This window comes from Dactylosporangium roseum (assembly GCF_025264685.1).
In the GTDB taxonomy this organism is placed as follows: Bacteria; Actinomycetota; Actinomycetes; order Mycobacteriales; family Micromonosporaceae; genus Dactylosporangium; species Dactylosporangium roseum.
Window position 1 is genome coordinate 935,896 of sequence record NZ_CP073721.1, and the last position, 15,649, is coordinate 951,544.

The 15,649-nt window shown below is 69.6% G+C and carries 29 protein-coding genes; 3 read left to right on the plus strand and 26 right to left on the minus strand.

Annotated features, from left to right (window positions below; genetic code table 11):
• Positions 1 to 4: 4 nt before the first annotated feature.
• The 22 genes from Drose_RS04510 to Drose_RS04615 all read right to left on the minus strand — a co-directional run bounded on the left by Drose_RS04510 (position 5) and on the right by Drose_RS04615 (position 8,365).
• Positions 5 to 289, minus strand: a complete 285-nt coding sequence (locus Drose_RS04510) for a hypothetical protein (protein WP_260726902.1) — start codon at positions 287 to 289, stop codon at positions 5 to 7.
• Complete coding sequence (locus Drose_RS04515; protein ID WP_260726903.1) at positions 286 to 789, minus strand: hypothetical protein; 504 nt, start codon at positions 787 to 789, stop codon at positions 286 to 288. The genes Drose_RS04510 and Drose_RS04515 overlap by 4 nt, the downstream gene beginning before the upstream one ends.
• Before the next feature lie 227 nt (positions 790 to 1,016).
• Positions 1,017 to 1,370 carry a hypothetical protein gene (locus tag Drose_RS04520; RefSeq protein ID WP_260726904.1) on the minus strand — a complete coding sequence of 118 codons (354 nt, stop codon included), beginning with the start codon at positions 1,368 to 1,370 and terminating at the stop codon, positions 1,017 to 1,019.
• Entirely contained in the window at positions 1,367 to 1,498 is a 132-nt protein-coding gene (locus tag Drose_RS04525) for a hypothetical protein (RefSeq protein ID WP_260726905.1), read from the minus strand. The genes Drose_RS04520 and Drose_RS04525 overlap by 4 nt, the downstream gene beginning before the upstream one ends.
• The gene (locus tag Drose_RS04530; RefSeq protein ID WP_260726906.1) at positions 1,495 to 1,701 is read right to left on the minus strand and encodes a hypothetical protein; all 207 of its coding nucleotides are present in this window, start codon (positions 1,699 to 1,701) and stop codon (positions 1,495 to 1,497) included. The genes Drose_RS04525 and Drose_RS04530 overlap by 4 nt, the downstream gene beginning before the upstream one ends.
• Positions 1,698 to 2,417, minus strand: a complete 720-nt coding sequence (locus Drose_RS04535; protein WP_260726907.1) for a hypothetical protein — start codon at positions 2,415 to 2,417, stop codon at positions 1,698 to 1,700. Before Drose_RS04535 ends, Drose_RS04530 begins: the two co-directional genes overlap by 4 nt.
• 76 nt (positions 2,418 to 2,493) lie before the next feature.
• A complete protein-coding gene (locus tag Drose_RS04540) occupies positions 2,494 to 2,670 on the minus strand; it encodes a hypothetical protein (protein WP_260726908.1) in 177 nt (58 codons plus the stop codon).
• 85 nt (positions 2,671 to 2,755) lie between these two features.
• Positions 2,756 to 2,947: a hypothetical protein gene (locus Drose_RS04545; protein WP_260726909.1), complete on the minus strand. Its 192-nt coding sequence runs from the start codon at positions 2,945 to 2,947 to the stop codon at positions 2,756 to 2,758.
• A complete protein-coding gene (locus Drose_RS04550) occupies positions 2,944 to 3,090 on the minus strand; it encodes a hypothetical protein (protein ID WP_260726910.1) in 147 nt (48 codons plus the stop codon). Before Drose_RS04550 ends, Drose_RS04545 begins: the two co-directional genes overlap by 4 nt.
• Complete coding sequence (locus tag Drose_RS04555; RefSeq protein ID WP_260726911.1) at positions 3,087 to 3,341, minus strand: hypothetical protein; 255 nt, start codon at positions 3,339 to 3,341, stop codon at positions 3,087 to 3,089. Before Drose_RS04555 ends, Drose_RS04550 begins: the two co-directional genes overlap by 4 nt.
• Entirely contained in the window at positions 3,341 to 3,475 is a 135-nt protein-coding gene (locus tag Drose_RS04560) for a hypothetical protein (protein WP_260726912.1), read from the minus strand. The genes Drose_RS04555 and Drose_RS04560 overlap by 1 nt, the downstream gene beginning before the upstream one ends.
• A complete protein-coding gene (locus Drose_RS04565) occupies positions 3,460 to 3,750 on the minus strand; it encodes a hypothetical protein (protein WP_260726913.1) in 291 nt (96 codons plus the stop codon). The genes Drose_RS04560 and Drose_RS04565 overlap by 16 nt, the downstream gene beginning before the upstream one ends.
• On the minus strand, positions 3,743 to 3,958 hold the full coding sequence (locus tag Drose_RS04570; protein WP_260726914.1) for a hypothetical protein: 216 nt from the start codon (positions 3,956 to 3,958) through the stop codon (positions 3,743 to 3,745). The genes Drose_RS04565 and Drose_RS04570 overlap by 8 nt, the downstream gene beginning before the upstream one ends.
• Positions 3,959 to 4,052: 94 nt before the next feature.
• Positions 4,053 to 4,457 carry an SsgA family sporulation/cell division regulator gene (locus Drose_RS04575; protein WP_260726915.1) on the minus strand — a complete coding sequence of 135 codons (405 nt, stop codon included), beginning with the start codon at positions 4,455 to 4,457 and terminating at the stop codon, positions 4,053 to 4,055.
• The gene (locus Drose_RS04580) at positions 4,454 to 4,951 is read right to left on the minus strand and encodes a hypothetical protein (protein ID WP_260726916.1); all 498 of its coding nucleotides are present in this window, start codon (positions 4,949 to 4,951) and stop codon (positions 4,454 to 4,456) included. Before Drose_RS04580 ends, Drose_RS04575 begins: the two co-directional genes overlap by 4 nt.
• 217 nt (positions 4,952 to 5,168) lie before the next feature.
• Positions 5,169 to 5,468, minus strand: coding sequence for a hypothetical protein (locus Drose_RS04585; protein ID WP_260726917.1), 300 nt, complete (start codon positions 5,466 to 5,468; stop codon positions 5,169 to 5,171).
• Positions 5,465 to 5,821, minus strand: coding sequence for a hypothetical protein (locus Drose_RS04590; protein ID WP_260726918.1), 357 nt, complete (start codon positions 5,819 to 5,821; stop codon positions 5,465 to 5,467). Before Drose_RS04590 ends, Drose_RS04585 begins: the two co-directional genes overlap by 4 nt.
• Positions 5,822 to 5,901: 80 nt before the next feature.
• Positions 5,902 to 6,045, minus strand: a complete 144-nt coding sequence (locus Drose_RS04595) for a hypothetical protein (protein WP_260726919.1) — start codon at positions 6,043 to 6,045, stop codon at positions 5,902 to 5,904.
• 110 nt (positions 6,046 to 6,155) lie between these two features.
• Positions 6,156 to 6,692: a hypothetical protein gene (locus Drose_RS04600; RefSeq protein WP_260726920.1), complete on the minus strand. Its 537-nt coding sequence runs from the start codon at positions 6,690 to 6,692 to the stop codon at positions 6,156 to 6,158.
• The gene (locus tag Drose_RS04605; RefSeq protein WP_260726921.1) at positions 6,689 to 7,762 is read right to left on the minus strand and encodes a ParB N-terminal domain-containing protein; all 1,074 of its coding nucleotides are present in this window, start codon (positions 7,760 to 7,762) and stop codon (positions 6,689 to 6,691) included. The genes Drose_RS04600 and Drose_RS04605 overlap by 4 nt, the downstream gene beginning before the upstream one ends.
• A gap of 71 nt (positions 7,763 to 7,833) precedes the next feature.
• Entirely contained in the window at positions 7,834 to 8,073 is a 240-nt protein-coding gene (locus Drose_RS04610; RefSeq protein ID WP_260726922.1) for a hypothetical protein, read from the minus strand.
• A gap of 103 nt (positions 8,074 to 8,176) precedes the next feature.
• On the minus strand, positions 8,177 to 8,365 hold the full coding sequence (locus tag Drose_RS04615) for a helix-turn-helix domain-containing protein (RefSeq protein WP_260726923.1): 189 nt from the start codon (positions 8,363 to 8,365) through the stop codon (positions 8,177 to 8,179).
• A gap of 95 nt (positions 8,366 to 8,460) precedes the next feature.
• On the opposite strand from Drose_RS04615, the gene Drose_RS04620 reads away from it, so the two are divergent.
• Positions 8,461 to 8,757 carry a hypothetical protein gene (locus Drose_RS04620; protein WP_260726924.1) on the plus strand — a complete coding sequence of 99 codons (297 nt, stop codon included), beginning with the start codon at positions 8,461 to 8,463 and terminating at the stop codon, positions 8,755 to 8,757.
• 19 nt (positions 8,758 to 8,776) lie between these two features.
• On the opposite strand, the gene Drose_RS04625 is transcribed toward Drose_RS04620, so the two are convergent.
• Genes Drose_RS04625 through deoC form a run of 3 tightly spaced genes read right to left on the minus strand, consistent with a single transcriptional unit; the run spans position 8,777 to position 12,012 of the window.
• Complete coding sequence (locus Drose_RS04625) at positions 8,777 to 9,652, minus strand: aldehyde dehydrogenase family protein (protein WP_260726925.1); 876 nt, start codon at positions 9,650 to 9,652, stop codon at positions 8,777 to 8,779.
• Positions 9,642 to 11,072, minus strand: coding sequence for an aldehyde dehydrogenase family protein (locus Drose_RS04630; protein WP_260726926.1), 1,431 nt, complete (start codon positions 11,070 to 11,072; stop codon positions 9,642 to 9,644). The genes Drose_RS04625 and Drose_RS04630 overlap by 11 nt, the downstream gene beginning before the upstream one ends.
• A 4-nt stretch (positions 11,073 to 11,076) precedes the next feature.
• Positions 11,077 to 12,012 carry a deoxyribose-phosphate aldolase gene (gene deoC / locus Drose_RS04635; protein WP_260726927.1) on the minus strand — a complete coding sequence of 312 codons (936 nt, stop codon included), beginning with the start codon at positions 12,010 to 12,012 and terminating at the stop codon, positions 11,077 to 11,079.
• 96 nt (positions 12,013 to 12,108) lie between these two features.
• On the opposite strand from deoC, the gene upp reads away from it, so the two are divergent.
• Entirely contained in the window at positions 12,109 to 12,741 is a 633-nt protein-coding gene (upp, locus tag Drose_RS04640; RefSeq protein WP_260726928.1) for a uracil phosphoribosyltransferase, read from the plus strand.
• Between the two features lie 90 nt (positions 12,742 to 12,831).
• Entirely contained in the window at positions 12,832 to 14,016 is a 1,185-nt protein-coding gene (locus Drose_RS04645) for a glycoside hydrolase family 26 protein (RefSeq protein ID WP_260726929.1), read from the plus strand.
• Here Drose_RS04645 and Drose_RS04650 read toward each other — a convergent pair.
• Positions 14,013 to 15,635: a phospho-sugar mutase gene (locus Drose_RS04650; RefSeq protein WP_260726930.1), complete on the minus strand. Its 1,623-nt coding sequence runs from the start codon at positions 15,633 to 15,635 to the stop codon at positions 14,013 to 14,015. The genes Drose_RS04645 and Drose_RS04650 overlap by 4 nt on opposite strands.
• Positions 15,636 to 15,649: the final 14 nt, after the last annotated feature.

Genomic DNA, 15,649 nt, shown 5'->3' on the forward strand with positions numbered 1-15,649 from the left:
GGGCCTACACCTCCATCGTTCCGAGGCATCCGCACTGGTCGTCGGCTGCCTTCTGGAGTGCGCGGCCGAGGCGGACGACCTCAGCACGTGCCTCGTCCCGCTCCTCGACCGTGTGTTCGTGGAGGCTGTAGAGGTGGCGTAGTTCGGCCTCAAGTTCGTCGCGCTTCTCGTCGGATTCGACGAGGGCGAGCAAGTGGTTCATGGCGCGTTGACGGGCGGACCTCCAGGCCAGCCGGAACCGCTCGGCGCCCCGGCGCATGTTGCAGGCGCCGCAATCGCATTCGCTCACTTCGCTGCTCCTGCCTTGTGTTCGGCGACCAGGGCGGCGACCTGTTCGCGCGTCCACTCGCTCGTGAAGCTCTCCAGCTCCCACGTGGGCAGCGAGCTGGGGGCCATGACGGCGGGTAGCAGCGCGGCCGGGAGGTCCACGCCGAGCGGGTCGGACTCGAAAGCGCGGCGGTGGGAGTCGAGGCGCTGCCGCGCGGCGACCCGCCGACCAATGTCCCGCCGCACCACACGACGACGGACACGGTGGACGATCGGATGCTCATCGGTGCGGATCTCCTCGATGAACGAGGCCAGCCGGGCAACCTCGCCCGAGTCCGACTCGCTCAGGACATCCGTTTCCGCTGCTGCCATCTCAGCCTCGGACCGGGCGCGTCCGCGCTCCACGTTGAGCGGGACGTCCATCTCTCCGGCGAGGGTTTTTCTCCTGGCCATCACCAGCAGGTAGGCCAGAACACCAGCACCGAGAACAGCGATGGCGATGGGCAGCCAGGTGTCAGCCACGGCCCACCATCCGCAACCACCATGCCCGCCGTGTCTGCGGCTGGTAGAACGAATCCGGAGCCTTGTGCTGCGAGAAACAGGTGGAGCACATCCACGACTCGCAGATCGAGCAGCAGGCCAACGCCACAGCAGGATCTGCCTTGCCGCACCCGTCACACTCGGTGCCGTCAGGTGCTTGGTGGTCGACTGCGTGCCGCCCGATGTGGTCGGAGTGGCGGCGGATCAGGTCACGCAGCATCGAATTCCTCCGAGATCAAGTTGGGGTACTTGCCCATGTCGAACGACGTCACGAACGCCTGAACAGGCAGCGGCAGATCAGCGGCGACAGCGTTGCCTTGGCCGTCGAACGCGATCACGTGGGCGTCGCCCCGGACCGGGTCCAGGTAGACCTCAACGGACCTGGCTCGCGGGATGACGTCGCGGACGTAGCGGGCAACCGGGTCGTTCGACTCGCTGCCGACCAGACCCTTGTGCCCCATCGCTGAGAGGTTCGTGGCGATGGCCTGCTCGGTGGTGCCGAGAGCCGTCAGCGCCTTGCCGATGCCCTCGTCGCTGAACTCGTAGGTGATGCGCTCGGTCACTTCTTTCGACCCCCCTCGCCCGCGGGCGGGATGTTCTGGCCGCTGGCCTTGTCCGGGTGGCGGTAGCCCTTCGGACCCTTCACGTTCTTGTCGGGTCCGGCTTTCGGGTCGTTGCTGCTCTTGCTCACGGCTCGATCACCTCTCGTGGAGCGGCCTGCGGACGGTGGTCCCGGATCGTGATGACGTGGGTGCCTGACTTCGGGTAGGCGGTGATGTGCTCGCGACGGCAGGGAGCGAACGGGATGAGCACGTAGTCGCCCGGCGCGAACTCCATGACCTGCTTGTCGCCGGTGACGAGGTCTTCGACGGTGACACGGAACTGGTGGCTCATGCCGGCTCACCGCCGTCGTCGAACACCTCGGTCACGTCGCCCAGCTCGCGGAGTCCGGCCAGTGTGCGGCTCTTGCAGCAGCGGGGCCTGCCGGAACAGCGGTAGAAGGCACTGCCCTCGCGGCGGATCCATCGGTGCGTGAACAGGCCGTCCTCGGCGACGACGTCGACCACGTTCGGGTCCTCGGCCTCGGTGGCGAGCTTGGGCCAGGTGCGCGGCTCTCGCATCACCACGGTCACGGAGCCCTCGTAGTCGAGGATCTCGGCGAGGGTCGTCGTTGCGTTGCCGCGCTTCGGGTCGAGCCACACTGGCGCGGAGACGTCGTCGCGACGCGGGTACCGCATGCCCGACTCGCCACCGATCAGCGCTACGGCTCCTTCCGGGACCTGCGGCAGGGTCAGCACCAGCGGTACGGCCTGAGCGGGCTGCTCCTCGCCGCAGTAGTGGCAGGTCATCGACCGCACGCCACAGGTGCCGCAGGTGATGAGCGTGAGTGGCGTGTACGGCTCGGGCTCGCGCACGGCGGTCACGGTCAGCGGGGCGTAGTCCATCAACTCGCCGTCGGACCAGGGGTGGGGGTCGTCGGCGTTCACGCCACCCAGGTGCCAGCGGCCGTCAGTGCCCCGCTCGTGGTCCCATCCAGTGCGGTCCTCGACTTCGGTCACGTCGTCTGGGATGGACTTTCCGGGCTGGATGATGTCGCCGATGGCGGTCACTTGGTCACTCTCCAGATGATGTAAGCCCAGAAGGCGAAGACGGCGACGACGATGAGGAGGGCGACAAGGTTGTCGCTCACGCGTGCCTCGCGTAGGCGCAGGAGTTGCAGGAGCAGCAGCCGCAGTGCTCGCAGTTCACCGGCTCTTCCCAGTCGCCGGAGTCCGCGTCGTAGTAGCCGCCGCAGTCGTTGCCGCAGTGCTCGTCCGAGACGGTCTTGCCGTCGCCGCACTCGGTGTACTTGACCTTGCTCATTTGCCGTTTCCTTTCGGCGATTCGTTGATGGCCGCAGCAGTGGCGATGAGTGCGGCGATGACGAGCAGCAGCAGGGAGAGGCCGTTCATGACGTCTTCCGGGCCATCTCGTCGAATTCTTTGGCGATGACTCGCTTGCCGGTGGAGATGGCGCGGAGTCGCCCGGCTGCGTCGTCGAGAGAGACGGCATCGAAGACGACGCCTGCGATGAGGTCGACGAGTTCGGCTTCCTGGCGCAGCCGGGCGGCCACCTCGGCGGGGCTTGCCACTTCGCTCACGCCTTGCTCACCCACAGCAGGAGAGCGCCACCCCAGCAGGGGGCGGTCGCGCAGGCGACGGCGACAGTGGCGAGGATGGCGACGATGAGGACCACGGCCAGGGATTCGTGCCATTTCGCGGGCTGGTCGTTCAGCTCGGTCACCGCGACACCTCGATCCAGTCGTCGGCGAGCCCTGCATCCATGGCGTTGTTGCGCCGGATGTTCTGTGCGGTGGCGGCCACGTCCGCGAGAGTGGCGTGCACGTGGGCGAGTGCGATCGTCTGGCTGATCTGCCCCTGCTCGAGGTCGGCCTGCGCGGCGGACATCGTGACGCCGAGGAGTGCTGCGCTCTTGTCCTTCGCCAACTGGGCGAGACGCTCGGCCTCGCGGTAGTGCCAAGGTCCGGTAGCCATTAGTACGGCCTCCCAAACTCGTCGAATTCGGCCTCACGGCCCTGGTGGTGGATTGGCGCGGCGACGTACTTCAGGGCGCCGATGAAGGCGGCGAGGAGGAGGAGCACGGCGGCGAAGGTCAGTGGGAAGCCCACGGCCGCCCTCCCATCGCCTGACGTCCGAAGTCCTTCAGGCGGTAGTAGGTGACGCCTTTCGCTGTCGTCTCGCCTCGCCCGCGCGGCTCGTCGGGCGTCAAGGCCCGCACCCACTCGTGGTCGATGAACTCCTTGACCATGGCGGTCACCCGCCGGTAGGTCTGCTTGTCGAAGACCTGCCCGGCCTCGCCGTAGATCCGTCCGCCACCGGCAGCAATCAGCCGCAGCAGGGCTTTTCGGGTCGGGGTCGGGTACAGGCCGTTGACCTCAGGCATCGGGGATCACCTCGGCCTTCGCCAGGAGCTGGCCGGTCGTGGCACGCGCCTTGTTGGTGTCGAGGCCACCAGCGCCGGGGAGCGCGTGGTCCCAGTAGATGTGCCGCCACATCTCGCTCTGCCCGGCGTCGGGGTCTTCTGCGCTGCACCACTCGCGGTGGCCGCAGGACGGGCAGACCATCCAGCAGGGGAGCTTCGGCCCGCTCACTGGATCACCACCGAGAGCACCCAGGCACCGGCGAGGATCAGAGCGCCGAGGACGATGAAGCCGACGATGGCGGCGAGGTTGAGCAGGAGTCGCTTCACCGCTGCCCACCTCCGGTCATCAGCAGGTGGCGCAGTTCGGCATCGAAATCGATGACCTCGGCGCCGTAGGGCACGAGGTCTTCGGCGTCGATGAGCAGGGCCCGGATGTTGTCGGCGGGACAACGAAGGATGGCCCGGCCGTCGGGGCTGGACAATGCGAGGTGGTACCGGTCCTCGGCGTCGGTCCAGCAGCAGAAGTCACCGACACCGGCAGGTCCGAGGAGTCCGTCGCGGAGGATGTCCCGGGCGAGGCGCCACACGATCCGCCGTCCGTCACACCGGCGGCCGAAGTTGGCGACTACCTCCAGCGGCTCTGAGGTGCGGTAGGACAGGGTCAGCCATAGCTGGGCGACGGTCGGGTCGATGACGGTGAACAGCACCTCGGTGCGGATCGTGCTCACCGCTGCTCTCCCCTGAGGTACTGCTCGATCCGGTCGAGCCGGGCGGACATCCCGAGCGCGGTCAGGGGCGCGTACTCATCGCCGATGATCTGCACCGAGTCCCGGAGCGCGGCGACCTCTTCGAGTACCGCATGCACGCGGTCACTGATTCCGGTGCGTTCTTCTGCTGGCGTGTTGGCGGTGCGTTCCTCACCCGTTGAGACGGCCGCCGGCTCGATGAGCTCGCGCCTCGGCGCCATCCGCTCGGCCATACCACGCAACGCACCGGTCAGCTCGCCGAGCTGCGCGACGAGCGCGGCGACGGACGCCCTGAGGCCGTCGCTGTCCGGCTCCGGCGCCGGGCCGCCGTTGAGCCACGCCACACGCTCGGCGGCTTCGCGGATGCTGCCGTGGTCGCTCTCCGGCTCCCAGTCGGTTCCGCCCTGACTGCGCGGGGTGCCGGTGCCGACAGTCCACAGGCCGGGCTCGGACTGGATGTAGTGGTAGCCGCTCACTGCTGCTCTCCTTCAGAACTCGGGGTGGCCCATCCCTGCGGGAAGCAGCTCCGACAGGGCGAGGCCATCTGCCGCTGCGCGTACCAGGCGCCGAAACGCAGGTACGGGCTTCCGGCTGCCGCCCCGCAGTGGGTTTGGGTTGAGCCCTCCGCGTGCGGGCGGTGGATGATGACGTTGGGGCCGGGGCGCCGGACGGCGAGGACGTCGTCTGTCTCGCTCACAGCGCCACCAGCGCAGCCTCAGCAACCTGCCGCTTGTAGTCCTCGTGCGCGACGACCCGCACCACGGCCCGGGTCGTGTTGGCGAGGCTGCTGAACATGCCCAGCGCCGTGGCGTAGTCGATGGGTCGGCTGTACTGCACGCCGTTGGTGAGCACGACGTACCGCTCGAAGGTGTGCACCTCGTCGAGCACGGCCCACATCTCGTCGCTGAGTTTGGTTTTGGCGCCTTTGCCCCCGTCGGCGCCGAGCAACTGGAGTAGGGCGTCACGGTCGTAGGTGTGCTTGGCGGTGCTCACTCGGACTCACCACCCTGGGCCTCGCGCTGCGCCCTGCGGCCGAGATCCATCAGTTCGTGGTAGTCGTCCATCTCGCGGCGGACGACGTACACGGCCTTGTAGGAGGCCGTGCCGAATCGCCTCGACGCGCGGTAGTGCGTCTTGTCGTCGTTGACCGTCATCTCCACGCCGAGGGCGGCGGCGATGCGCTGGATCTCCTCGATGCCGACCTGGTCGTCATCGCTGCCGACGTAGTACTCAACTTCGACGCCGAAGTCCCGCAGCGGGACGCCTTCGTTCTTCGCCAGGAACGTCACTAGTCCCTCAAGGTCGGACAGCAACTCCTCGCGGCGGCCGTTCTTCTCGGTGTTCATTTCGGTAAGCTCCATTCGTCTGGAGCGGCTCGCGCGATCCACGGGCAAGGTGTTGGCGGGCCGCTCTTGGCTTGTTCAGGTCAGATGCGCGCGTTCTTGCGGATCTTCTTGCCGAGCGAGCGCCAGTACCGCTCCCGGTTGGCGCGCTCCGTCGGTGACTCGGCGTCGGGGCCCGTGTAGCCGTAGTAGACGGCGCCGGACGGGACGAGGGTCGGGGAGGCCATGTCTCTCCTTCGATGAGCTTTTGGGCTTGTTCAGGTCTGGGGAAGACCGGCCCGGTGCCGGGTTGGAGCAACGCCAGTCGCCCTCAGGCCACCCGGCGCCGGGCCGGGGCTCAGGCAGCCTCGGACTTGCCGAGGTACTCGTCGAGGTCCAGGCCGAGCAGCTCGGCGGCCTCGGCAGGTGACTTCGCCGCGGGCGCGAGCACCCGCAGGGCGAGCAGCCGGTCGTACTGCTGGACCTTCACCGTGTAGGAGCGGGTGGCCTTAATGACCTCTTCGCGCTTCTCTGCGATCTCGTCCCAGGACCACACGACGATCAATTCCCGCTGGTAGGTCACCTCACCGGCGACCTTGACCTTGCGGCCCTGCCGGCGGGGCACGCTGAGCAACTGCCCGTCGTAGGAGACGAGCGCCCGGTTGCGGTCCTCGAAACGCACGATCTCCTTGCCGAGCCCGGCACGACGGCAGGCCCGGGAGACGTGCAGCGCCCACGTCCGCTGCGCCTGAACGGCGTCGGTGAGCTTGTCCTCGAACAGGTCGAGCCGCTCCGACGTGTCGGTGGTGGCGTTGCAGATCTCGGCGAGCAGGTCTTCGTACTCGTCCTTGTCCCGCTCGGACCATGCGGCCCGGTTGATCGCGTAGCGGCTCACTGGACTCTCCTCAGGTGACGGACTTTGCTCTCGCCTTCGGCGATCTGGGCATTGCTCACGGCGCGCTGAAGGTCGTCCAGGTCGGCGACAAAGTGGCCGAACTCCTCCAGTAGCTGCGCGTCCGCCTTCTCGGCGATCTCCTCGCCGGAGTACTTGCGGAACGCCTTCCGGGCCGCGAACACGGCGTCAAGGAATGCCTTTTGCCATTCGTGGTGCGGGTTCGGGTCGGGAGCGTGCTTGTCCAGTACCGCGGCGACCTTGCGCGGCATCGGCCCGATCGGCGTCTGCACCAGTTCGTCGCCGGGGTCGGCCGGAGTGGAGGCGGCAGGAAGGGCGTCCGCCTCCTCCGCTCCGGCCCCACCGGGGGCATCCCGGTGGTCGTGCTCCGGCTGGCCCTCGGGGGCCGGAGGGTCTTGGGGTGCGGCAGGCAGCGGGTGATCTGCATCGCCGCTTGAAGCCCCGTCGCCTGCCGCTGGTCCGGACTGCACGTTGTCAGCCGCGCCGGTGTCCGGACCTTCGCCGGTACCGTCGGCGCTTCCACCGCCGCCGGGGCCGGACGTCTGGTTGTCCGACTGGGGAATTTCCCCAGTCGACTGGGGCGCCTTGGAACTGGCGGATTCCGCCAGTTGACGCTCCTTGCCGTCGCCACCCTTCCGGCGCTGGGTCGGCTGGAGCTTGCCGAGAGCCTGAAGGTCAGCACGGATGCGGCCGACAGTGTCGTGGTGGACACCGCACCGGCGGGCGTGTTCCCGGTCGGCCATGATCGGGTCGCGCATCAGCGACTTCTTGACCAGCTCGCGCCGAGCCGCTCGGTCAAGGTGCCGCCGGGCCAAGTTGACCGTTAGCGCGTAGTCGACCTTCTCGAAGTCCTCCAGGTCGCGGACGATGCGCTCCGGGCATTCGATGCCGAGCATGAGCGCGATGGCCTTCCGGTGATGCCCGTCGAGCACCTCGCTGTTTTCGTCCACGTCAATCGGGACTCGGATGCCATTGGCCTGAATGTCCTCGCGCAGCGCGGCAAACTCGTCATCGCCGAGCGGCGGAAGAAGCTGATACTTGCCGTTGCTCATGCCGGCACCACCGCAGGCGTGTGGGCGGTGGTGCGCTGGTAGAGGGCGTAGGTGCGGCGCATGGGGGCTCCTCAGGCGAACAAGTGCGCGGATCGTGGATCGTGGGCAGCGACGCCGACGGCGAACGCGTACCAGGTGCCGGCGTCGCAGACCCCGTCGATTACGGCCCGATCTGCGCAATCCGCCGCCTCGTCGAGCGCCAGCAGCGCCTCGCGAACCGCCAGAGGTGATTCGGTCGGTTCGAGCCTCGCGGCCTCGATGGCGCGGTCCCACTGCTGCTCGGCGGTGGCTGGGGTCTTCAACGTGTTCATCGCGTTCCCCTCAGGCGGCGGTGCAGGTCGGCGTCGAGCTCGAGGAGGTCGCAGGTACGGAGCCGGTCGGCGGTGTTGGTGACGGTGCGGTTCATGCAGTTGTTCATGCCGCACTGGCCGGGGTCTCGCCGCGCACGATCGCCTCGACGTCCGAGCGGCGGAAGCGCTTGACACCGAAGACATCGACGTACGGCAGCTTTCCGATCCGCGCCCAGCGGTGCACGGTTTCGTCGGTGAGCCGGAGGACCTCCGCCACCTCGGCGGGCGTCATAAGCTCGGGAAGCTGTTCCATGGACAGGTACGTTAGGGGTGGACGTTAACCTGTGTCAAGGACAGGTTCAGGCCAGCTCGCTTGCTTGGTGTGTCAAAATCGGTATCCTGTCCGTTATGAGTACCGACGTTCTGGGGACCGCGACAGAAGAGCCGGCCGCCCCGGCGGCCTGGATCCCCGATGACACCGACTTCGGCGCGCGACTGGCGATGGTCAGGTGGCGGATGGGCTGGAACATCAAAGAAGCCGCAGCGGCATGTGGGGTGCCGGCGGCTTCATGGCGACTCTGGGAGCTAGGTGGCGCTCAGCCGCGCAAGCTCATGGTTGTGGGGCGGAAGATCTCCAGCCGTACCGGCGTGAGTCTGGCTTGGCTGGTGGATGGCCGGGACCTGGTCGGCGGGCAAACACCCTAGTGTGTCCGGTCTGCGACGGTCAGACCCCCTTGGGGTGCCAAACCGTCTTGATCTCCAATAAGGCGAGCATCCGGGAAACGCCGGGGTCAGCGGCCCAGTCCGGGTTGCTGGGACGGATCACCCGTTTGAGATTTTCCGCCGCGGCGACCTCCAATTCGACCGCCGATGTGGCGTCCGTCACACCGGTGAGATCGACGGCGTTCACATCCATGTGCGCGGCGAGCCACGGCCCCATCTCGCTGACCTTCCCCGTCAGCACGTTGACCACACCACCCGGCAGGTCGGACGTGGCCAGGACCTCGGCGAGCGAGACGGCCGGCAGCGGGCGGGTCTCGGACGCGATCACCACGACGGTGTTGCCGCTGACGATCGCCGGCGCGATGACGCTGACCAGTCCGAGCAGGGAAGAGTCGGCGGGGGCCACGACGCCGACCACGCCGGTCGGCTCCGGGGAGGACAGGTTGAAGTACGGCCCGGCGACCGGGTTCGCGCCGCCGTGGACCTGGGCGATCTTGTCGGCCCACCCCGCATACCACACCCAGCGGTCGATCGCGGCGTCGACGACGAGCCCGGCGTCCTTGCGCGAGCCGCCCTCGGCCGCCTTGACCTCGGCGATGAACTGGTCGCGGCGGCCCTCGAGCATCTCCGCGACCCGGTAGAGGACCTGTCCGCGGTTGTACGCGGTGGCGCCGGACCACTTCGCGACCGCGGCGCGGGCCGCCGTGACCGCGTCGCGGACGTCCTTGCGGGAAGCGAGAGCGGCGTTGGCGAGCAGCTCGCCCGAGGCCGAATGCACCTGGTAGGACCTCCCGGACTCGCTGCGGGGGAACGCGCCGCCGATGTAGAGCTTGTAGGTCTTGCGAACGGCGAGGCGCGTCGGCGTCTCAGTGCTCAAGGTAGGCCTCCAGCCCGTGCCGGCCACCCTCGCGGCCGTAGCCCGACTCCTTGTATCCGCCGAAGGGCGAGGTCGGGTCGAACTTGTTGAACGTGTTGGCCCAGACCACGCCGGCGCGCAACTTGTCCGCGATGTCCAGGATGCGCGAGCCCTTCTCCGTCCACACGCCGGCGGACAGACCGTACGGCGTGTTGTTGGCCTTCTCGACGGCCTCGGCTGGCGTGCGGAACGTCAGGACCGACAGCACCGGCCCGAAGATCTCCTCGCGGGCGATCCGGTGCGCCTGGGTGACGCCGGTGAAGACGGTCGGCGCGAACCAGAAGCCGCGCTCCGGCAGCTCGCACGGCGGCGACCAGCGCTCGGCACCCTCGTCCTCGCCCACCCGGGAAAGCTCCCGGACGCGGGCGAGCTGCGCGGCCGAATTGATCGCGCCGACGTCGGTGTTCTTGTCCAGCGGGTCGCCGACACGCAGCCGCGCCATCCGCCGCTTCAGCGACTCCAGGAACTCCTCGGCGACCGACTCCTGCAGCAGCAGCCGCGAGCCGGCGCAGCACACGTGGCCCTGGTTGAAGAAGATGCCGTTGACGACGCCTTCGACCGCCTGGTCGATCGGCGCGTCGTCGAACACGATGTTGGCGGCCTTGCCGCCCAGCTCCAGGGAGAGTCTCTTGGTCGTACCGGCGACAGCCCGCGCGATCTGCCGTCCGACCTCGGTCGAGCCGGTGAAGGCGACCTTGTCGACGCCGGGGTGCTCGACGAGCAGCCGGCCGGTCTCCCCGGCGCCCGTCACGATGTTGACGACCCCGGGCGGCAGCTCGGCCTGCTGGCAGATCTCGGCGAACAGCAGCGCGGTCAGCGGCGTCGTCTCGGCGGGCTTGAGCACCACCGTGTTGCCGGCCGCGAGCGCCGGCGCGATCTTCCAGGCCAGCATCAGCAGCGGGAAGTTCCACGGGATGACCTGGCCGGCCACGCCGAGCGGCCGCGGGTCGGGCCCGAAGCCGGCGTAGGGCAGCTTGTCGGCCCAGCCGGCGTAGTAGAAGAAGTGCGCGGCGACCAGCGGCACGTCGACGTCACGCGACTCGCGGATCGGCTTGCCGTTGTCCAGCGACTCCAGGACCGCGAGCTCCCGGCCCCGCTCCTGGATGATCCGGGCGATCCGGAAGAGGTACTTCGCCCGCTCCCGCCCCGGCATCGGCCCCCAGACGGTGTCGAACGCGCGCCGCGCGGCCCGCACCGCGGCGTCGACATCGGCGGCGTCGGCCGCGGCGATGTCCGCGAGCAGTTCCTCGTTGGCCGGGTTGATCGACTTGAAGGACTCACCGCGTCCGTCGACGAACTCGCCGTCGACGAACAAGCCGTACGACGAGCGGATGTCGACGATGGAGCGGGACTCCGGCGCCGGTGCGTACTGGAATTCCATCGGGCTAGTCCAGGGTGAAGTAGTCGGGGCCGCAATAGCGGCCGGTGGCCATCTTGGTGCGCTGCATCAGCAGGTCGTTGAGCAGGGTCGACGCGCCGAAGCGGAACCGGTCGGGGTGGAGCCAGTCGGGGCCGGCCGTCTCGTTCACCAGCACCAGGTATTTGATCGCGTCCTTCGCGGTGCGGATGCCACCCGCCGGCTTGACCCCGACCACGCGGCCGGTCTGCTCGCGGAAGTCACGGACCGCCTCCAGCATCACCAGCGTCACGGGCAGCGTCGCCGCGGGCTGCACCTTGCCGGTAGAGGTCTTGACGAAGTCGGCGCCGGCCAGCATCGCCAGCCACGACGCCCGGCGCACGTTGTCGAGTGTGGCCAGCTCACCGGTCTCCAGGATGACCTTGAGGTGCGCGCCGCCGCACGCCTCCTTCACCGCGGCGATCTCGTCGTGGACCTCCGCATACCGACCGGCGAGGAACGCGCCGCGGCTGATCACCATGTCGATCTCGTCGGCACCGGCGGCGACCGCGGCGCGGGTATCGGCCAGCTTGACGTCGAGCGGCGCCTGGCCGGACGGGAAGGCGGTCGCGACGCTGGCCAGGTGCACCCCGGTGCCCCGGAGCGCCTCGGCGGCGACCGGGATCATCGCCGGGTAGACGCAGACGGCGGCGGCACTCGGACAGGTGGCGTCGGCCGGGTCGGGCCGCACGGCCTTCGCGCACAGCGCGCGCACCTTGCCCGGCGTGTCCGAGCCCTCCAGCGTGGTCAGATCGACCATGCGGATCGCGAGGTCGAGTGCCTGCGCCTTGGCGGTGGTCTTGATCGAGCGGGTGCCGAGCATCGCGGCGCGTTGCTCCGCGCCGACCTGGTCGACACCCGGGAGGCCGTGCAGGAAGGTCCGCAGTGCGGCTTGGGAACGCGCGACCTCGACGGTGAGGGTCATGATGCCGAGTTTAGGCCCTGCCCTGCCGCTCCGGTCGGCCCGCGGCGGTGCCTCGGCTCGACAAGGGCGGCAGCGCAGGGCCTACGCTCTCATCCTGTGGACATACTCGTGGTGGATCACCCCTTGGCCAAGTCACGCCTGACGGCGATGCGGGACGAACGTACCGACAGCGCCGCCTTCCGGGCGGCGCTGCACGAACTCACCACGATGCTGGTGTACGAGGCGGCGCGCACGTTCGCGACCGAGCGGTTCCCGGTGCAGACCCCGGTCGCGACGGCCGAAGGCACCCGGCTGGCCAGCCCGCCGCTGCTGGTGCCGGTGCTGCGGGCCGGACTGGGCATGGCCGACTCGGCACTCGCGCTGTTGCCGGAGTCGTCGATGGGGTTCGTGGGGCTGGCCCGGGACGAGGACACGTTCGAGCCGCGCGGCTACATGGAGTCGCTGCCGCGTGACCTCGCCGGCATCCCGGTGCTCGTGCTCGACCCGATGCTCGCCACCGGCGGCTCCCTCGAGCACTGCGTGCGGCTGCTGGTCGACCGCGGCGCGACCGACATCACCGTGCTGTGCGTGCTCGCCGCGCCCGTCGGCATCGAGCGGCTGGTCAACTCGGGCCTGCCGATGCGCCTGGTGACTGCGGCGATCGACGAGAAGCTCAACGAGCGCATGTTCATCGTTCCCGGCCTCGGCGACGCGGGCGACCGGCAGTTCGGCGGGATGCCCCGATTCTGAAATCCCGATGAAGAAACGTCGCCGGATCGGGGGATTGCCGCTGCTCAGGGCTTGCTCGGCGAGCCGGGTGGCGGCCTACGGTGTCCGGCGATGAAGCACCGACGAGTCACCTTCCTGCGGTCCCATCCCGTGCTCGCCGTCGTCGCGGCCGTCATCGGGCTGGCCGGTTCGGGCGCGATCGCGTCGACCGTGTCGATGCGGGCCGAACCGCGGCGTCCGGACGTACCGGTGGCGCAAGAGATCGGCAGTCGCCTCGGCGGTGGCGCCGGACCGGCCGGGGCCGACCCGGCCCATCCCGGTGGGGCGCCGTCGTCGCAGGCGGCGCACGCGTCACCCGCGGCCGGGCAGACGCGGCGCTGCACGGTCGGCGCGAAGCTCGTGCCGACCTGCGGGCTGCTCTGGGGCGTCGCGCCCGGCGCGTTCACCGACCTGCCGGCGGCGCGGGCGCTGGCCAACTTCGAGCGCACGACCGGCCGCCACGCCGACATCCTGCATTCGTACCATCGCGGCGACGAGGTGTTCCCGACCGCCGACGAGATCGCCGCGGTACGGCAGCCGAAGAAACGGATCCTCTTCGCGAACTGGAAGGTCGCCTGGGGCACCACCTGGGCCGACGTCGCCGCGGGCGGCCAGGATGCGCGCATCGACCGCGCCGCCGAGCGGCTGAAGGCGTTCCCCGGCACGCTGTTCCTCGCGCCGCACCACGAGCCGGAGAACGACGTGCGCAGCGGCGGCGGCATGACCGCCAAGGACTACGCCGCGATGTTCCGCCACACCGTCGAGCGGCTGCGCGCCCGGGGCGTGACGAACGTGGTCTTCGTGCTGGCCTACATGGCCTACGAGCCGTGGTGCGTCCAGCCCTGGTTCGACGATCTCTACCCCGGTGACGACGTCGTCGACTGGATCGGCATGGACCCGTATCTCTACGCCAAACCGGGCGGCTACGGTTACGGCGACTTCTCGTACCTGGTCAACCGCACGTCGGACCCCGCGAAGTGGCCCGGGTTCTACAACTGGGTCACCCGGACCCACGGCAACAAGCCCCTGATGGTCGCGGAATGGGGAGTGTACGAGCACACCGCCGACCCGGCGCAGAAGGCGTGGATCTTCTCGACGGTCGGCCGGCAGCTCGCGCAGTTCCCGGCGATCAAGGCGCTGGTCTACTTCGACTCGCCGCACGCGCCGAAGGGCGACACCAGGCCGGACTCCTCGGATTCCGCGCTGGCCGAGTTTCGCCGCCTGGCCGAGTCGACGGTGTTCTCCGTGACCCTCTAGCGCAGGCCGAGGGCCGCGGCCGTCTCGGTGCGCAGGGCGACCAGGGAGGCCGCCGCGGTCTCCCGCGCCTTGCGGATGTCGCCGCCGACGACCGGCTCCACGACCTCCAGGTAGGCCTTCAGCTTCGGTTCGGTGCCCGACGGGCGGACCACGACGCGGGTCGTCCCGGCGCGGAGGATCAGCACGTCGGACTCGGGGAGCCGGTCCTCGACGCCCGTCACCGGCTCGTCGAGCAGCGCGGCCGGCGGCCGCCGGCGGATGGTGTCCATCGCCAGCGCGATGTCGGCCAGGTCGTCGACGCGGACGGAGAGCTGGTCGGTGGCGTGCACGCCGTAGCGCTCGGCCAGCTCGTCGAGCCGGTCGGTGAGGGTCTTCAGTTCCGCCTTCAGCCCGGCCGCGAGTTCGCAGACCAGGAGGGCGGCGGTGATGCCGTCCTTGTCGCGGACGATCGACGGGGCAACGCAGTACCCCAGCGCCTCCTCGTAGCCGTAGACCAGATCGTCACCGGCCCGCACGATCCACTTGAAGCCGGTCAGCGTCTCTCCGTAGGGCAGCCCGCGCGCGGCGCACATCCGCGACAGCAGGCTCGACGACACGATGGTGGTCGCGTAGCGCCCCTGTGTGCCGCGGCGCATCAGGTGGTCGGCCAGCAGGACGCCGACCTCGTCACCGCGCAGCAGCCGCCAGTCGCCGCCGTCGGGGACCGCGACGGCGCACCGGTCGGCGTCGGGGTCGTTGGCGATCGCGATGTCCGCGCCCGACTCCCGGGCCAGGGCGAGCAGCAGGTCGGTCGCCCCGGGCTCCTCCGGGTTGGGGAACGCGACGGTGGGGAAGTCGGCGTCGGGCTCGGCCTGCGCCGGCACGACGAACGGCGCCGGATAGCCCGCGGCCTCGAGCGTCGTGACGAAGACGTCCCGGCCGACACCGTGCATCGGGGTGTACGCGACGAGCAGGTCACGTGGCACCGCCGCGTCGACGACACCGATCGCGGCGTCGACGTACGCCTGCACGATCTCCTCGGTGAGCACCTGGCCGGGCGGCCCGAGCGGCACCTCGGCGAGCGGCCCGACGGCCCGGATCGCCTGCTCGATCTCCACGTCGGCCGGCGGGACGATCTGGGAGCCGTCGCCGAGATAGACCTTGTAGCCGTTGTCCTGCGGAGGATTGTGGCTCGCGGTGACCATGACCCCGGCGGCCGCGCGGTGGTGCCGCACGGCGAACGCGAGCACCGGGGTGGGCAGCGGCCGGGGCAGCAGCAGCGCCTCGCGGCCGGCGCCGGTGGCGACGCGGGCGGTCTCCACGGCGAACGCGTGCGAGCCGTGCCGCGCGTCGTAGCCGATGACCAGCGGCCCTTCGACCTCGTGGTCGGCGAGCCGGCGGACCAGACCGGCCGCGGCGGCCCGGACGACGGCGAGATTCATGCCGTTGGGCCCGGCGCGCAGCGGTCCGCGCAGCCCGGCGGTGCCGAAGCGCAGCGGACCGGCGAACCGGTCGGCGAGCTCGGCGCCGCCGTTGCCGCTGTCGAGCACGGCGCGCAGCTCCTCGCGCGTGGCCGGATCGGGGTCGTCGGCCAGCCAGGCCTCGGCTTCCGCACGCAGATCACGCTCCGTGGAGGTCATCTGCCTTTCTTAGC

Excerpts from the sequence above, each read along its gene's own strand:
- Drose_RS04530 (WP_260726906.1), bottom strand. The coding sequence starts at position 1,701 with ATGAGCCACCAGTTCCGTGTCACCGTCGAAGACCTCGTCACCGGCGAC.
- Drose_RS04540 (WP_260726908.1), bottom strand. The coding sequence starts at position 2,670 with ATGAGCAAGGTCAAGTACACCGAGTGCGGCGACGGCAAGACCGTCTCG.
- Drose_RS04555 (WP_260726911.1), bottom strand. The coding sequence starts at position 3,341 with ATGGCTACCGGACCTTGGCACTACCGCGAGGCCGAGCGTCTCGCCCAG.
- Drose_RS04565 (WP_260726913.1), bottom strand. The coding sequence starts at position 3,750 with ATGCCTGAGGTCAACGGCCTGTACCCGACCCCGACCCGAAAAGCCCTG.
- Drose_RS04590 (WP_260726918.1), bottom strand. The coding sequence starts at position 5,821 with ATGAACACCGAGAAGAACGGCCGCCGCGAGGAGTTGCTGTCCGACCTT.
- Drose_RS04595 (WP_260726919.1), bottom strand. The coding sequence starts at position 6,045 with ATGGCCTCCCCGACCCTCGTCCCGTCCGGCGCCGTCTACTACGGCTAC.
- Drose_RS04605 (WP_260726921.1), bottom strand. The coding sequence starts at position 7,762 with ATGAGCAACGGCAAGTATCAGCTTCTTCCGCCGCTCGGCGATGACGAG.
- Drose_RS04610 (WP_260726922.1), bottom strand. The coding sequence starts at position 8,073 with ATGAACACGTTGAAGACCCCAGCCACCGCCGAGCAGCAGTGGGACCGC.
- Drose_RS04615 (WP_260726923.1), bottom strand. The coding sequence starts at position 8,365 with ATGGAACAGCTTCCCGAGCTTATGACGCCCGCCGAGGTGGCGGAGGTC.
- Drose_RS04620 (WP_260726924.1), top strand. The coding sequence starts at position 8,461 with ATGAGTACCGACGTTCTGGGGACCGCGACAGAAGAGCCGGCCGCCCCG.
- Drose_RS04630 (WP_260726926.1), bottom strand. The coding sequence starts at position 11,072 with ATGGAATTCCAGTACGCACCGGCGCCGGAGTCCCGCTCCATCGTCGAC.
- deoC (WP_260726927.1), bottom strand. The coding sequence starts at position 12,012 with ATGACCCTCACCGTCGAGGTCGCGCGTTCCCAAGCCGCACTGCGGACC.
- Drose_RS04645 (WP_260726929.1), top strand. The coding sequence starts at position 12,832 with ATGAAGCACCGACGAGTCACCTTCCTGCGGTCCCATCCCGTGCTCGCC.
- Drose_RS04650 (WP_260726930.1), bottom strand. The coding sequence starts at position 15,635 with ATGACCTCCACGGAGCGTGATCTGCGTGCGGAAGCCGAGGCCTGGCTG.